Source organism: Streptomyces sp. NPDC019224 (assembly GCF_040632605.1).
Lineage (GTDB): Bacteria > Actinomycetota > Actinomycetes > Streptomycetales > Streptomycetaceae > Streptomyces.
Genome location: NZ_JBEYCF010000001.1, coordinates 174,491 through 189,739 on the forward strand (window position 1 = coordinate 174,491; position 15,249 = coordinate 189,739).

At 71.7% G+C, this 15,249-nt stretch carries 14 protein-coding genes; 7 read left to right on the plus strand and 7 right to left on the minus strand.

The features are described from left to right. Window positions 1-12: 12 nt before the first annotated feature. Window positions 13-948, minus strand: a complete 936-nt coding sequence (locus tag ABZ564_RS00900; protein WP_360847313.1) for a L,D-transpeptidase family protein — start codon at window positions 946-948, stop codon at window positions 13-15. A gap of 223 nt (window positions 949-1,171) precedes the next feature. Between ABZ564_RS00900 and ABZ564_RS00905 the strand changes: the two genes are divergently transcribed. Together ABZ564_RS00905 and leuE are read left to right on the plus strand one after the other, a co-directional pair. Then, the gene (locus tag ABZ564_RS00905) at window positions 1,172-1,783 is read left to right on the plus strand and encodes a Uma2 family endonuclease (RefSeq protein ID WP_360847316.1); all 612 of its coding nucleotides are present in this window, start codon (window positions 1,172-1,174) and stop codon (window positions 1,781-1,783) included. Window positions 1,784-1,854: 71 nt separating this feature from the next. Continuing rightward, entirely contained in the window at window positions 1,855-2,523 is a 669-nt protein-coding gene (leuE, locus tag ABZ564_RS00910) for a leucine efflux protein LeuE (RefSeq protein ID WP_360847319.1), read from the plus strand. Window positions 2,524-2,604: 81 nt separating this feature from the next. Here the strand turns inward: leuE and ABZ564_RS00915 are convergent, their stop codons facing one another. From ABZ564_RS00915 to ABZ564_RS00930, 4 genes are all read right to left on the minus strand, one after another. Then, entirely contained in the window at window positions 2,605-5,112 is a 2,508-nt protein-coding gene (locus ABZ564_RS00915; protein WP_360847322.1) for a YfhO family protein, read from the minus strand. A gap of 302 nt (window positions 5,113-5,414) precedes the next feature. Next, window positions 5,415-5,843, minus strand: coding sequence for a hypothetical protein (locus ABZ564_RS00920; RefSeq protein WP_360847325.1), 429 nt, complete (start codon window positions 5,841-5,843; stop codon window positions 5,415-5,417). A gap of 86 nt (window positions 5,844-5,929) precedes the next feature. Next, the gene (locus ABZ564_RS00925) at window positions 5,930-7,318 is read right to left on the minus strand and encodes a polysialyltransferase family glycosyltransferase (RefSeq protein ID WP_360847328.1); all 1,389 of its coding nucleotides are present in this window, start codon (window positions 7,316-7,318) and stop codon (window positions 5,930-5,932) included. Continuing rightward, on the minus strand, window positions 7,315-8,298 hold the full coding sequence (locus ABZ564_RS00930; RefSeq protein WP_360847331.1) for a glycosyltransferase family 2 protein: 984 nt from the start codon (window positions 8,296-8,298) through the stop codon (window positions 7,315-7,317). The genes ABZ564_RS00925 and ABZ564_RS00930 overlap by 4 nt, the downstream gene beginning before the upstream one ends. Window positions 8,299-8,507: 209 nt before the next feature. Here ABZ564_RS00930 and ABZ564_RS00935 point away from each other — a divergent pair, with 209 nt between their 5' ends. The 4 genes from ABZ564_RS00935 to ABZ564_RS00950 are packed head-to-tail and all read left to right on the plus strand — an operon-like array spanning window position 8,508 to window position 13,126. Beyond that, window positions 8,508-9,857, plus strand: coding sequence for a DUF6716 putative glycosyltransferase (locus tag ABZ564_RS00935; RefSeq protein WP_360847334.1), 1,350 nt, complete (start codon window positions 8,508-8,510; stop codon window positions 9,855-9,857). Between the two features lie 32 nt (window positions 9,858-9,889). Next, window positions 9,890-11,110: an acylneuraminate cytidylyltransferase gene (locus ABZ564_RS00940; RefSeq protein WP_360847337.1), complete on the plus strand. Its 1,221-nt coding sequence runs from the start codon at window positions 9,890-9,892 to the stop codon at window positions 11,108-11,110. Window positions 11,111-11,120: 10 nt separating this feature from the next. Continuing rightward, window positions 11,121-12,056 (plus strand): N-acetylneuraminate synthase family protein, encoded by a 936-nt coding sequence (locus ABZ564_RS00945; protein ID WP_360847340.1) that lies wholly within the window; start codon window positions 11,121-11,123, stop codon window positions 12,054-12,056. Window positions 12,057-12,067: 11 nt separating this feature from the next. Beyond that, window positions 12,068-13,126: a hypothetical protein gene (locus ABZ564_RS00950; RefSeq protein ID WP_360847343.1), complete on the plus strand. Its 1,059-nt coding sequence runs from the start codon at window positions 12,068-12,070 to the stop codon at window positions 13,124-13,126. 14 nt (window positions 13,127-13,140) lie between these two features. Here the strand turns inward: ABZ564_RS00950 and ABZ564_RS00955 are convergent, their stop codons facing one another. Next, window positions 13,141-13,515 carry a type II toxin-antitoxin system VapC family toxin gene (locus ABZ564_RS00955; RefSeq protein ID WP_360847346.1) on the minus strand — a complete coding sequence of 125 codons (375 nt, stop codon included), beginning with the start codon at window positions 13,513-13,515 and terminating at the stop codon, window positions 13,141-13,143. Beyond that, a complete protein-coding gene (locus ABZ564_RS00960; RefSeq protein ID WP_360847349.1) occupies window positions 13,515-13,757 on the minus strand; it encodes a type II toxin-antitoxin system prevent-host-death family antitoxin in 243 nt (80 codons plus the stop codon). The genes ABZ564_RS00955 and ABZ564_RS00960 overlap by 1 nt, the downstream gene beginning before the upstream one ends. A 240-nt stretch (window positions 13,758-13,997) precedes the next feature. Between ABZ564_RS00960 and ABZ564_RS00965 the strand changes: the two genes are divergently transcribed. Beyond that, window positions 13,998-15,224, plus strand: coding sequence for an amidohydrolase (locus tag ABZ564_RS00965; protein ID WP_360847667.1), 1,227 nt, complete (start codon window positions 13,998-14,000; stop codon window positions 15,222-15,224). Window positions 15,225-15,249 lie beyond the last annotated feature (25 nt).

The following is a 15,249-nucleotide window of genomic DNA, read 5'->3' on the forward strand; positions in this document are numbered from 1 at the left end:
TCTCCGGCGGTCCTACTTGTAGACGACGACCTTGTCGCCGGTGCGGACCTGGGCGAACAGGGCCGCGATCTTCCCCTCGTCCCGGACGTTGACACATCCGTGTGAGGCCCCGTCGTAGCCGCGGGCCGCGAAGTCCGACGAGTAGTGCACCGCCTGGCCGCCGCTGAAGAACATCGCGTAGGGCATGGCCGTGTGGTAGATCGACGACACGTGGTGCCGCGACTTCCAGTACACGGAGAACGTGCCCTCGCGGGTCGGCGTGTACTGCGAGCCGAACCGTACGTCCATCGACGAGACGACCTTGCCGTCGATCACCCAGGACAGCGTCCGGCTGTTCTTGCTGATGCAGAGCACCCGCCCCTCCAGACACCGCTTGTCCGGCTTCGCCACCGGGCGGGTGGTCGGCGGGTTCAGCTCGGTGGCCGTGGGCTTGCGCGTCATGCCGAGCAGCTTCCGCCAGGTGACCGTGTCCGTCCTCCCGGTCCGCGACAGGCCGCGCTTGCCCTGGAACGACTGCACGGCGGCGACCGTGACGGTCCCGTAGTAGCCCGTGGGGCTGCGGTCGAAGTGCCCGATCTGCCGCAGCCGCGCCTGGAGTTCGCGCACCTGCTCGCCCTGCGCCCCGCTCGCCATCAGGACCGTGCCCTGCGGATCGGCCGTGGGCGTCGGTGCGGACGTGGTGCGGCTCGCGCTCGGCTCCGGCGACGCCCCGGCCGGCTCCTTCGGTGTCGCCGTCGGTGTCGCCGTCGCGGACGGGCTCGGGGTACCGCCGCCCGGCTTCGCGTCGTCGGTGGGGGAGTCGCCGCTCGCCGGCGCCGAGGGGGCGGCCGACGCACCGGCGGCGGGCTGCTCCTTGCAGCCGGCGGTCACGGCGGCCAGCGCCACGACGGCCACGGCGGCGGCCCCTCGGAGTGCGTAACCGCGCCCGGTCCTGCCCGTGCGTATCATCCCAGCCCCCTGAATCGTCGGCCCTCGCGTCGTCGGCCTCTGAACCCGCGTATCTCATGGGACGGGTTCCCGCTCCACCCGGTTGCCGAATCCTGCGGATGAGGGGAAAGCGGGACGGTGGAGGCGTGCTGGGGGAGAAGGTGCACACATGCGGGTGATCCCACGCCGTTTGTCCGCAAGGCTGGATAAGCTCGTGAACAGTGACTCCCGAAAGGAGGATGCCGTGGCCGTCATACAGCACGAGGAGCAGGCGCACGTGCAGGAGCAGCCGGAGCTGACGCTCGGCGAGGCAGCAGAACAGCTCGCACACTCGCTGCCTGGGCATCGCGTGGAGATTCTCCAGGGGAGGCTCACTGTGACACCACCCGCGGACGGGACGCACGCTCTGGCGCTGTCCTGGCTCAGCGAGGAATTCGGGGCCCGGGCGCGCAAGACGGGCCTCAGGCTCGTTCAAGGCGTCGGGCTATGGCTTCCCACGGGGCCGGACGACTATGCGGTGCCCGACCTCTCAGTGGTCGAGGCCGACTTCCGTGACGCACACGCCATGAAGAACTGCTACGCCCCCCATGTCTTCCGCATGGTCGTGGAGGTGACCTCCTCCAACTGGGCGGACGACCTCGGGCCCAAGGTCGAGGACTACGCCCAGGCGGGCATTCCGGTCTACGTCGTGGCCGACCGGAAGCACGACCAGGTGCTGCTGTGCACCGACCCCCGCGGCGGCGAGTACAAGAACCGGACGCACCACAAGCGCGGGGCGTCGTTCCTGGTGCCCGACGAGGTCGGTGTCGAGATGGAGCTCTCCGTGGATCGCCTGCTCGACGGCGACGAGGACTGAGAAGAGGACGGGGACATCGCGGCGGAACCCCCGATTCCGGGGTGTCGTACTCGCGTGCGACACTCCGTCCCATGCTGGGTGTCACCGACCTTCCGACCTATCTCGCCGGCCTCGTCCTGATCGTTCTGCTGCCGGGGCCGAATTCGCTGTACGTGCTGTCCGTCGCCGCGCGGCGCGGGGTGCGGACCGGATATGTGGCCGCGGCCGGGGTGTGGACGGGGGACACCGTCCTGATGACGCTGTCCGCGCTGGGCGCCTCGTCGCTGCTGCAGACGACCCCGGTGCTGTTCGCGATCGTCAAGTACGCGGGCGCGGGCTATCTCACCTGGATGGCCGTCGGGATGCTGCGGGCCGCGGTGTCGATGTGGCGCGAACGGCACCGGCGGGCCGCCGAGATCACGGACGAGGAGCGGGCCGAGGCACAGGCCCCGGGGGCCATGGAACGGCCGTACCGGCGGGCGCTGGTGGTCAGCCTGTTCAACCCGAAGGCGATCCTCTTCCTGATCTCGTTCTTCGTGCAGTTCGTGGACCCGGGATACGCCTACCCGGCGCTGTCCTTCCTGGTCCTGGGCACCCTGCTCCAGCTCGCCAGCTTCCTTTACCTGTCCGCGCTGATCTTCGGCGGCACCCGGCTGTCCGCCGCGTTCCGCCGGCGCCGCCGGCTCTCGGCGGGGGCCACGTCGGCGGCGGGTGTGCTGTTCCTGGGCTTCGCGGCGAAGCTGTCGCTCAGCAGCGTCTGACCGGCGGGGCCGGTGGTCTCAGCCGGCCCTGAGGCCGAGGCCCAGCGGTGCGACGTACTCCGCGAGCCCCTCGCCGTCGCCCTACGTACGCACGCGCCGCCACCGCACGCGTGCCAGGGCCGCCGGCAGGAACGCCACGGCGAGCAGGGCCGCCAGCGCTGCCGCCCCGGCGATCGTCCCGGCGCGCAGTCCCGGCGGCCGGAAGGCACAGTCCACCGAAGGCCGGTCGCCGCCGACCGGCACCGCCACCAGGCCGAGGTACGAGTCGGCCGGATGGCCGTTGCAGCTCCAGCCCGCGATCCGGGGCGCGGCCAGCACGGCGACCCCCTCGGTCCGCGGCGGGAGTTCGGCGTGCACGCCGCTGCCGGAGACGGTGACCCGCGTCGCACCCGTCTCCTTCAACTGCTCCACCGCCGAGGCCAGACGCCCCGGAACCAGGCAGCCGACGGCCTCGTGCGGGACGGTTCCCGCCCTTTCCGCCCGCAGCGTCACAGCGATCCGGCCCGCGCCCGCGCCCAGGGGCAGAATGCCGGCCCGGCGCGCGGGCATATCGCCCCGGATGTCGTTCAGTTCGCCGGTCGCACCCAGCCGGGCGGTGCCGAACAGGTCGGGCGCCCACAGAAACACCTGGCTGCCCGCAGGACAGGTCGCACCCAGGGTGTACGTCCCGGGCTCCACCGCGTAGGTGCTCGTATTCCTGTCGGTGGCGGCCGAGCCGTCCGCGGCCCGCAGCGCGGTCGAGGGCAAGGTGTACACCGAGGCGCCGAGCAACTTCTCCTGGTTGCGGAACGGCGAGCGCCCCCACCCGGACGCACCGGAGCCGGCCGGCCGCACGGTCACCAGCGGGGGGACGTCCTGCCGGCTCACGGTCACCGTTCTCCGGTCCGGGCGGTTCCAGACCTGATGCGGATCGCGCGGTACATGGACGCGGGCCCCGACCGAGAACACCGCATCGGTCACCGGGTTGTCCAGGCTCTGCAGCGCGCGGCCGCGCGAGGTCCAGCCGGCGCCCAGGGCGAGGAAGGTGCGGGTCGTCACGTCCGGTGTATGACTGCTGTAGTAGGCCCCGCCCTGCCCGCCGACCAGCATCGGATCGTTGGCGGTGCTCTGTTCGAGACCGGGGTCGGTGCGGTAGCGCGGCCAGCCGTCGGCGCCGGCGACCGCGGCGGCCTGGACGTCCTGCCGCTCGCCCCAGGGGGCGTAGTCATCGAGCCGGTTCAGTCGCTGCTGGTCGGCGTACGCGGTGGTCGCGGCGGCCTGCCCTGCCTGTGCACCGACCAGCAGGAGCGCCGCGAGCAGGAGGAACCTGCGGCTGCGCACCAGCGCGAGCGCGCCCACCGCCGCCACCAGGCCGGCGGCGAACAGGGGATAGGTCCACCGGGTGATCAGCTCGCTGGGGGCGGCAGCGGCGGCGACCAGCACCAGCACCCCGCCGCCGCCCAGCAGCGCCCGCCGCTCCGGCCAGGCACGGGCGACACCGGTCCAGGCAGCGATCACCACGATGCCGGAGAGGACGAACGTCTGCCGGAACGGGCTCCCGTTCGGCGTCGCGAAGGCATGCCACAGCAGATGCGTGGGCCCCCACTGCAACGACAGCGCCACCGCCGCGACCAGCCCCGGCCACACCCACCGTTCCGCGCGCGGTACGGCACGGTGAAAGGCCAGCGCGCAGGCCATCAGCAGGGAACCGGTGCCGAGGAAGACCGCCGGACTGAAGAAGCCGTACGTGGCCGGCAGCAACCGGGCCGCGACGTCCGGCCAGGCGGCCGGGGCGAACTCCCGGGTCCAGCCCGGGTAGGCGTGGCGCGTCCCCAGGAACACCGGCACCAGCACCGGCGCGGCCAGTCCGATACCGATCAGCACCGTCCGCACCGCGCGCATCAGGCCCCGGACTCGCTCCCGCGACGTCCCGTCCTCCAGCAGCAGCCGTACCAGCAGCACCAGGGCCGCCCCGAGCGTGGCCATGTACGCGGTGTAGAAGTTGGACACCCAGGCGAGCGTCACCAGCAGCGCGCCCAGCATCGGCCGCCGCGCGGTGCGTGCCCACTCACCGGCCAGACACAGCAGCGGGAAGGCGATCAGCCCGTCCAGCCACATCGGGTTGTACACGGCCTCGATGACCGACCAGCCGCACAGCGCGTACGAGGCACCGAGCACGGCCGCCAGCCACTCCCGGCCGCGCCCCCGGCGCAGCGCGGTGAGCAGCCAGGTCATGGCCGCCGCCGCCGTCCCCGTCTTCACCAGCGTGACCACGTACACGGCCAGGTCGATCCGGTCCCTCGGGAACACCCCGACGAGCAGAACGAAGGGGCTGGTCAGGTACGTACCGAGGTCCGGCAGGAAACTCGTGCCGAAACCCGACTGCCAGTTGATCAGCAGCCCGCCGTCCGCCCGCCCGTGCAGAAGGTCCCAGAGCCGCGCGTGGAAAGGCACGAACTGGTTGCCCAGGTCGTTCACGCTGCGGGTGTGCGGGCCGAAGGGGTAGCTGCGGGCCACCGCGTCCCCGGCGCAGACGGTGAGGGCGGCGAGCACAGCGGCCAGGGCGGCGGCCCGGGCGCGCGGGGAGTGGAGAATCGACGGAGTCCTCATGGTGGGTTCGAATATGCCACCGAACATCGTCAAATCCCCTGGTCCGAAGGCCGGTTCACGTGATCGACCGCCAGCCTTCATGCGAAGATCCCCGCTCGGCCATCCTGCGCATCGGCGACGGCGCATGCCGAGCACAGGACAGCTGTGGATGACGGCCGGCAGGGGCGATCGCCCCTCGAACACGTAGGTCAGGCGTTGGTGCCGACGCGGAGGGTGCCGTTGGGGGTGGCGGTGGCGTTGGCGCCGAAGACGGAGCCGTTGGAGGGCGGTTTCTAGGGGCCTTCGCCGTGGAGCGTCAACGCTCAGGTGGTGATGACCAGCACTGCAGAGCCGGTGAACCGGTGATCGGCGTTCTCGGCGTAGATCTTGAAGTACGCCGTGCTTCCCGGTGCCCGATGGAAGGAGAAGGTGTTGCCGTTGATGACCTGGTTGGAGACGAAGCACGGCTCCAGCGTCGTCGGACCGCAGAAGCCGGGGTGGTAGCCGAGAGTGAGGGAGTCGTCGGCGTCCTTGGGCGCCCACGTGACCGTCACGGTCTGGCTGGCAACGTCGTACGAGTAGGCGAGCCCGGTCGGCGCGGGCGCGGGCGGGGTCGCGGCCCTGGTCTGCGGTGTCGCGGCGGGCCGGGGAGACTCCGCCGTCGCCGGCGTCGCCACCGCCCCGATCGCGAGACCGATTCCGGCACACGCCGTACTCACGCGGAGTGCCCACAGGCTGACAGATTTCTTCATCGTGTATCCCATCGTTGTGATAGAGGCGTACGGGTCGGCGCACCTGTGCGTGGTGAGAATCGACCCCCTGGGGTCTCGATGCCGCCTCACCTCAGCACCGCCCGCTTCAACGCCCGGGCCCGTCGGGCCACCTTCCGGAGGGCCGGGCTGCGGGGGATGAAGCCGAGCTGGGCGGGGACCGCCCCCGGCAGGGCCAGCGTGGTCAGGCGGCGACGCTTGAAGTAACGCCGGGTGCGATCGTGCAGATGCTGCGCGAGGTAGCTCTCGGCCGCCGGGCGAAGGTCCGGGTAGATCTGGGGCTGCATCGCGAAGCCCACCGCCGTGAGCAGCGGGTGGACGTCTTCGGCCACCTGCTCGGCGGAGGGCGGCGACCACCCGCGTACGGCCTGCGCGTCGCCCAGGTCCGGCAGCAGCGCGTCGACCAGCGTCACCGGCACCCGATTGCTGTTCTGGTACGGGGCGAGCCGGTCCAGCAGCAGCTCCGTGCCGGTCCTGGCGACCGGCAGCCCGTAGAACGCGGAGGCGGTCAGCAGAGCCGTGGAGAAGCAGCCGACGACCAGGGCCGGCCGCATCCGCTGGTACAGCACCTCCGCGAGCAGGGAGGCGCCCGACGTGCCGGCGTCTCCGGATCCGCGTGCCAGCACGGTCAGTTCGGCGCCCAGCGCGCTCGCTTCGGCCGCCATCGCGTGCGACCAGTGCGCCGGTGCGGTGGGATGCGGTTTGAACACCAGACGCGTGTGCCCGAGGGCGACGGAACCCCGGATCATCCGCAGATGCAGCTCCTCCTCCTCCGCCACCTCGATCAGCCCGAGCGCCGAGAGGTACTGGCCCAGCAGCAACGCGGGCCCCTCCACGGGCGGAACGGTGACCGGCATGTCGGCCAGCTCGGCGAAGACCTTCAACAGGTGGTCCGTGCTCAATGTCTCCGGCTCGACACCGAACTCCGTGAGCAGCAACGGCTTCAGCCCGGGCACCAGATCGGGATGGAGCAGCCGGCGCACCCGGGTGCCGATCAGCGGGTCGATCTTGTTCCTGGTCGGGCCGTAGCTCATCAGACCGTCCGCGTACACGTCGATCGGTGCGGCTGCGAAGATCTGGCAGATTGACGAGGCCGGGCTGACCTGGATCGATTCGACGACCAGCTCGACACGGTCGTCGCCGAGTTCCCATTCGAGCCGCAGATGACGCTCCCACAGTGGCACGTCGTCCGCGCGCGGCGCCCAGGCGCCGGGGTGGAAGGGCGCGATTGTCTCGTTCCACGACAGCACGCCGTCGAAGCGGCCGCGCAACGCCTCGAAGCCGGGCATCTCGTCGACGGAGGGGGAGGTCTCCGGAACCGAGGCGTTGTTGCAGAGCAGGAGGAGCGAACGGTCGGCCGCCTCGAACCGGCCCGCGTCCACCGCGGCGGCCAGCGTGGCCACGCCATAGAGGGTGGATGCGACGAAGAGGCGCGTGGTGCGCACGGTGGTGCTCATGCGGCAGCGGCCTCCTTCGCGGTGTGCGGCCGACGGCGCAGCCGGCGCAGCAGCGTCGCGCGCTGCCCGTCCATCGAGTCCAGTGCGTCGTCGAGTACCTGTTGCGGCATACGCTTCAGGGCCGTCGAGCTGAGCGACTTCAGTGTCCGGGCCACAGAAGGTTCGAACCTTTCGATCGAGTTGATGTGATGAGAGATGACGGCGCAATACGTCCGTACGGCCTTCGGCAGCAGAGTGTCCGCGTCGCGATCGTCGGCCGTTTCCCGTACGACCTGGTCGAACGCCCGGATGAAGTCGAGCTGGCGGACGTCCCCGATCTGGGTCAGTGACGTGGACACCCCGCGTCGGTAGAAGAGGCCCAGCATTCCGACCACCGCGAAGGATTCGGCCTCGCGGTGCAGCCGCCAGATCCACGGCCGGTCCTCCGCCGTGCGCAACCCATCGGTGAAATGCAGCAGGCCGCTGTCCAGGAGTCGGCGGTGATAGATCCCGGCCCAGGCGTACGGGTAATCGACCATCGTGGACCGGTGGGCGGGCAGGATCGCCGCACGGGGATCCAGGGGGACGTCCCTCAGGCCGTGCGGTGCGCGCTGCACGGTGCGCTCCCGCCCGTGGGCCTGGACATGGTCCGTACGGACGAAATCGCAGCCCAGGCTCTCGGCGCGGGCCAGGAGTTCGGCGTAGTAGCCCGGCGCCAGCCAGTCGTCACCGTCCAGGAAGGTGAGGTATGCGCCGCGGGCCGCGTCCAGACCGGTGTTGCGCGCGGTGGCCAATCCGCCGTTCTGTTCATGTCTGATCACCACCACCCCTGGAATCTCTTCCTGGGCGCGATGCAGAATGTCCGCCGTCCCGTCGGTCGAACAATCGTCGACGAGGATGAATTCGAAGTCCTCGCGAGCGTTCGCCAGCAGGCTCCTGAGGGTGTCGGGCGCGTATGTCTGCACGTTGTAGAACGGCACGATGACGGAGAGCTTAACCACGCGTCACACGCTAGGCGGATGTCCGTCATTTACCCTGGCGCTGATGGGGCCAGCAGGTGAACGACGAATGTCGAAGTGATGAACCAGGTCCGTTCTTCGTCATAAGTGGGGCCCCTGTGAGGGTGATTCGCCAAGCATCGACGGGTTGTTAACCCGCTGTTGCCGTCACGTTGGGCCGCGAATCCGAATGCCTTCCTAAATTCGAAGACGTGCCTCCACGTACCGAAAGGACGAGCGCCCTCCGGGTCGCCGTCCTCGCCGACTCCGACACCCGATGGAAGTGGGGCGCGCTCACCGCGCGCCGGCTGACCACGGGCGACGGCGGCGCGCCCGCCCCCCGTACGGAGATCAGCGGACTGCTGCTGCGCGGCCGGGCGACCCCGACCCCCCGCCAGCTCGCCGAGGTCGGCGACGTGGGGATCGACGCCGACCGGGTGCGCGAGGTCACCGCCGTCGAGTTCCTGCACGCCGTGCGGGACGAGGGGTACGACGTCGTCGTCCTCGCCCTCGTCGGCGGCGCCGTCCAGGCCATGCTGCACGGCATCGCCGCGCTCCGGCTGCCCGCCAGGCCCGTCCTCGTCACCGGCTACGTCGGCGTCGTCTACGAGAAGCTCACCGACGGGCTCCTGCTGCGGCACGGCGCCGATGTCGTCCTCGCCAACTCCCGCCACGACGCGGAGCGTTTCCGCGCGGTGTACGAGGGCGTGGGCGCCGACGCATCGGCCGTCACGGAGGCCGCGCTGCCGTTCCTCGGCGGCGACCCGTACCGGCCCGAACCGGGCCGCGACACCCTGGTGTTCGCCGCCCAGCCCTCCGTGCCGGAGAACCGCGCCGACCGAACGTACCTGCTGCGCAGGCTCGTCGAGCACGCCCGGCTGCACCCCGGGCGCGAGGTCCTCCTGAAGCTGCGCTCCAAGCCCGGCGAGCACACCACGCACATCGAGGAACACCCCTACCAGCGGCTCGCCGAGCGTCTGCCCGGCGGCCTCCCGCCCAACTTCCGCCTGGTGTACGGGCACATGGGCGAGGTCCTGGACCGCACCGACCTGCTGGTCACCGTCTCCTCCACGGCCGCCCTGGAGGCCCTGCACCGCCGCATCCCCACCGCCGTCCTCACCGACCTCGGGGTGCGCGAGGCGCTCGGCAACCACCACTTCACCGGCTCCGGCCTGCTCGCCTCCTTCGACCACCTGGACGCGGGCGCCCGCCCCCGGCCCGACCCCCACTGGCTGGCCGGCCAGGGCGTCGCCGCCGACGGCGGCTACGCCACCGCCTACGACACCGCACGCGCCCGGGTCACCGCCCTGCTGGGCCGGGGCCCGCTGCCCGGACCGGCGCCGTACTACACACCCGCCACCGCCCCCGGCTACCTCCCCGGCATCCTCGCCCGCCACCACCTGGGCCCCGACGGCCACCCGCTGCCCGGCGCCGCCGCGCCCCGGGAGGCCGGCCGGGTCAGGACGGCGGTGCGCGAGGCGGTCCGCGACGCGGCCCGGGGCGCGTACCGGCACGGCGTCCAGCGCGTCGCCCCGGTCGTCCGGCGGATGGGGGAGCTGTGAAAACCACTGTCAACGCACTTACTGGAGCACCGATGACGCAACCCACCGTGCTCGCCGTGATCCCCGCGCGCGGCGGCTCCAAGGGCGTACCGGCCAAGAACCTCGCCCGGGTCGGCGGTGTCCCGCTCGTCGCCCGCGCCGTCCGCGCCTGCCTGGCGTCCGGCGAGGTGACCGACGTCGTGGTGACGACCGACGCCCCCGCCGCCGCGGAGGCGGCCCGCGCGGCGGCCGAAGCCCTCGGCGAGAGCGGCCGGCTGCACTGCGTACAGCGCCCCGAGGACATCGCCGGTGACACGGCGACCAGCGAGGCCGCCGTGCTGCACGCCCTCGACGCCTACGAGGCCCTGCGGGGCCGCACCGCCGACGTCGTCCTGCTCGTCCAGTGCACCAGCCCCTTCGTCGCCCGCGAGGACATCGACGGGGTCGCCGCCGCCGTCGCCCACGAGGGCGCCGACACCGCCGTCACCGTCGCCCCCTTCCACGGCTTCCTGTGGCGCGACGGCACCGCGGTCGAGGACCACAACTACGGCGTCAACCACGACAAGCGGATCCGCCCCCGCCGCCAGGACCGCCCCGAGGACCTGCTCGAGACGGGCGCCGCCTACGCCATGGACGCCGCCGGGTTCCGCACCCACCGCCACCGCTTCTTCGGCCACACCGCGCTGGTGCGCACCGATCCGGCCCGCGTCCTGGAGATCGACGACCCGCACGACCTGGCCCGCGCCCGCGCGCTGGCCCCGCTCCTGGACCCGGCCCCGCTGCCCACCCGCGACGACATCGACGCGGTCGTCCTCGACTTCGACGGAACCCAGACCGACGACCGGGTCCTCGTCGACTCCGACGGCCGCGAGACCGTCGCCGTGCACCGGGGCGACGGGCTCGGCATCGCCGCCCTGCGCAAGGCGGGCATCCCGCTGCTGATCCTGTCCACGGAACAGAACCCGGTCGTCGCCGCCCGCGCCCACAAGCTGCGCGTCCCCGTCCTGCACGGCATCGACCGCAAGGACCTCGCGCTCAAGCAGTGGTGCGACGAGCAGTCCCTCGCACCCGAACGCGTCATGTACGTCGGCAACGACGTCAACGACCTCCCCTGCTTCGCGCTCGCCGGCTGGCCCGTCGCCGTCGCGAGCGCCCACGACTCGGTACGCGCCGCGGCGCGCGCCGTGACGACCACCCCCGGCGGCTCCGGCGCCATCCGCGAGATCGCGGCCTGGCTCCTGGGCCCCACCCTCACCTCAGCCCCCACCGAGTAAGGAACCTCCCATGAGCACCTCCCGCCTGCGCACCCTCGGCAACCGCACCGCCGGACCCGGCCACCCCGTGTACATCACCGGCGAGATCGGCATCAACCACAACGGCGACCTCGACAACGCCCTCGCGCTCATCGACGTGGCCGCCGAAGCCGGCTGCGACGCCGTCAAGTTCCAGAAGCGCACCCCGGAGATCTGCACCCCGCGCGACCAGTGGGACATCGAGCGCGACACCCCCTGGGGCCGCATGACGTACATCGACTACCGCCACCGCGTGGAGTTCGGCGAGGACGAGTACCGGGCCATCTCCGAGCACTGCGCCGAGCGCGGCATCGACTGGTTCGCGTCCCCGTGGGACACCGAGGCCGTCGCCTTCCTGGAGAAGTTCGACGTCCCCGCCCACAAGGTGGCCTCCGCCTCGCTCACCGACGACGAACTGCTGCGCACCCTGCGCGCCACCGGCCGCACGGTGATCCTCTCCACCGGCATGTCGACCCCGCGCCAGATCCGGCACGCCGTCGAGGTGCTCGGCTCGGACAACATCCTTCTCTGCCACGCCACTTCGACGTACCCGGCGAAGGCCGAGGAGCTGAACCTGCGGGTCATCCACACCCTCCAGCAGGAGTACCCCAACGTCCCGATCGGCTACAGCGGTCACGAGACCGGCCTGCAGACCACCCTCGCCGCCGTCGCCCTCGGCGCCGCGTTCGTCGAGCGCCACATCACCCTGGACCGCGCCATGTGGGGCTCCGACCAGGCCGCGTCCGTCGAACCGCAGGGCCTGTCCCGCCTCGTCCGCGACATCCGCACCATCGAGGCGTCCCTCGGCGACGGCGTCAAGAAGGTGTACGAGTCCGAGCTCGGCCCGATGAAGAAGCTCCGCCGGGTCCCGGGCGTCGTCGCGGAGAGCGACGCGGCGGCCCCGGCCGCCGAGCCGGTCGCGGTCTGACGGGCCGACCGGTGAACCTCGCCTTCGTCGAGAGCCCGGTCCAGCTCCTGAACGTCCTGGAGTGGGCCGTCACCGAGGGAGGCGGCGGACGCGTCCTCACGGACGTCACCGTCGTCGTCCTCCCTCCGGTCGACCCGATGTCGCGCGGCCAGCTGCGCCGGATGGCGGAGCTGGCCCGCGACGAGGGCATGACCGTGCGCTGGCAGGAGGCGCGCGGCGACTCGGGCACCCCCGTGAAGTCGCTGCGCGCCCTCACCCGGCTCGTCCGCAACGCCGACCACATCGTCATCGGCGACCCGTTCTCGCGTTACGTGCAGCTCCTGCTCTCGCTCGTACGTCCCCGCCGCCTCACCGTGGTCGACGACGGCACCGCCACCATGGAGTTCGTCGCCCAGCTCACCCGGGGCGAGCGCCTGGTGCGCTGGCACCGGCGCGGCGGCTTCGACCCCCGCGGCCTGGCCCTGGCCCCGGTGACCGCCACCGCGCGGCGCCGCTTCACCCCGTCGCCGGCCCGCGAGGTCGAACTGTTCACCGCCATGCCGGTCATCCCGCCGCCGGGCGTCACCCTCATCCCGAACACCTTCTCCTGGACCCGTTCCCGCTTCGGCCCGCCGTCGCTCACCAAGGGCGCGGACCTGGTCGGCACCTCGCTCGTCGAGACGGGCGTGGTGGACCGGGCCCGCTATCTGGAGGCGGTCGCCGCCCTGGCCCGTACGCACGGCGCCACCCGCTACTTCGCCCACCGCCGCGAGTCCACCGAGAAGCTCCACGCCCTGGAGGCGGCCACCGGACTGGAGATCGTGCGCCCCGACCTCCCCCTGGAGCTCATCGCCCGCCGCGGCCCCATCGGCCGTACGGTCCTGAGCTTCCCCTCCACGGTGGTCCACACCCTGCCCCTCGCGCTGGCCGGCACCGAGGTGAAGGTCGCGGTCTGCGACATCGCCCCGGAATGGCTCCGCGAAACGGCCTCCCCGCGCGCCCAGGGCTTCCTGAGCGGCGTCACGGAGACGGCCCGGGACGTCCACCGCCTGGCGCCCTGGCGGGTGACGGCGGTGACGGGGGAGGCGTGAGGTGCGGTACCCGGTCAGACGGGCATGACCGGCACGTCGTAGGAGGGAATCCGCTTGTCCCTGGTCAGGATGGTCATTCCCTCCGTCTGGGCCTGAGCGATCAGTATCCGGTCGAAGGGGTCGCGGTGGTGCTCGGGCAGACGACCCGCCCGTACGCCGTGTCCGGCGGTGATGGGCAGCGGGAGGAACTGGCTGTCCCGCACCCGCTCCGCCAGGTCATCCGGCCCTTCAAGCTTTCCGAGGGACTGCTTGATCGCGATCTCCCACGGTGTCACCGCGCTGACGAAGACCGACGGTTCGGTGTCCAGCAGGTGTTTGGCCTCGTCGGTGAGCTCGGTGGAGTCGTCGAGCCACCACAGGACGACGTGCGTGTCGAGCAAGAGCTTCATCAACGCATCCCGAAGGCGTCGGCGATGTCGTCCGGCAGCTCGTCGAAGTCGTCGTTGATGTGGATCCGCCCCCGCAATGAGCCGCGCCCGGTCCGCTTGACCCGGGTCCTCAGCGGCACGACCTTGGCCACCGGCTCTCCAGCCTTGGAGATCACGACTTCCTCACCGGTGGCCACCTGCTCCAGGATGCGCGAGAAGTGTGTCTTGGCCTCGTGCACGTTGTACTGACGAGCTGCTTCCACGGCTGCCTCGCAAGAACGGGTCGAAGAGTGGACCAACCACTGGACTAAGCGTACGCCCCGCTGCGGGGCCACGCCCCGGCTCGGCCCTCGCTCCACCGTGCGGCGAGCGCCGGAGTGTACCCATCCCGTTCGCCTCCCACACGCCAAGACGCGGTCAAACATTCGCCTATGTGGCTGAAGTTTTCTTGTTTCATGGTCAGTTGAGGAGGGAAGAGGCTTACCCTTCAACAGGTGAGCCAGTTGATCTGCCCCGAGACCGATGCCGACCAGCCCCAGGACGAGACCCTGCCCGGCGCCCTGCCCGCCGCCCTGTGCGCCGAGCTGATCGCCTTCCGCAGAGACCTGCACATGCACCCCGAGCTGGGCAATCAGGAGTTCCGCACCACCGCGGCGATCAAGGCCCGACTGGAGCGGGCGGGGCTCGCGCCCCGGGTGCTCACCTCCGGGACCGGGCTCATGTGTGACGTCGGCACGCGCGGGGAAGGCACGCGGCCCATGCTCGCGCTGCGGGCCGACATCGACGCGCTGCCCATCCCGGACACCAAGGCCGGCGTGCCGTACCGCTCCACCGTGCCCGACCGGGCGCACGCCTGCGGGCACGACATCCACACCACCACCGTCCTCGGTGCCGGCCTGGTGCTCGCCGAGCTGGACCGGCAGGGGCTGCTGCCCAACCCGGTGCGGCTGATCTTCCAGCCGGCCGAGGAGGTGCTGCCCGGCGGGGCGCCCGACGCGATCGAGTCCGGTGTCCTCGACGGCGTCGGCCGGATCATCGGCGTCCACTGCGACCCGAAGGTGGACGTCGGCCGGATCGGTCTCCGGGTCGGCGCGATCACCTCCGCCTGCGACCGCCTCGAACTCTCCCTGGACGGACCGGGCGGCCACACCGCCCGCCCGCACCTGACCACGGACCTGGTCACCGCCGCCGCCAAGGTCGCCACCGAGGTGCCCGCCCTGCTGGCCCGCCGGGTCGACGCGCGGTCCGGGCTCGCCCTGACCTGGGGGCGGCTGGAGACCGGCCACGCCTGCAACGTCATCCCGCAGCACGCGGAGCTCTCCGGCACGGTCCGCTGCCTGGACCTCAAGGCGTGGCGCGAGGCGCCGGACCTGGTGCACGCCGCGATCGACGAGGTCGCCGGGATGCACCGCGCCAAGACGGTGATCAACTACGTCCGCGGCGTCCCGCCCGTCGTCAACGACGCCGCCGCGATCGACCTCCTGGCCGGCGCCATGTCCGCCCGCCGGGGCCCGTACGCCATCGAGGACACCGAGCAGAGCCTCGGCGGCGAGGACTTCTCCTGGTACCTGGAGCACGTCCCGGGGGCCATGGCCCGCCTCGGGGTGCGCACCCCCGGCGATACGCGCGGGCTCGACCTCCACCGGGGCAACTTCGACGCCGACGAGGAGGCCATCACGGTCGGCGTGGAACTGTTCACCGCCTCCGCGTTGCTCCACACGACAGGCTGAGAGCAGAGCGGCTCGCCGCCGGTCG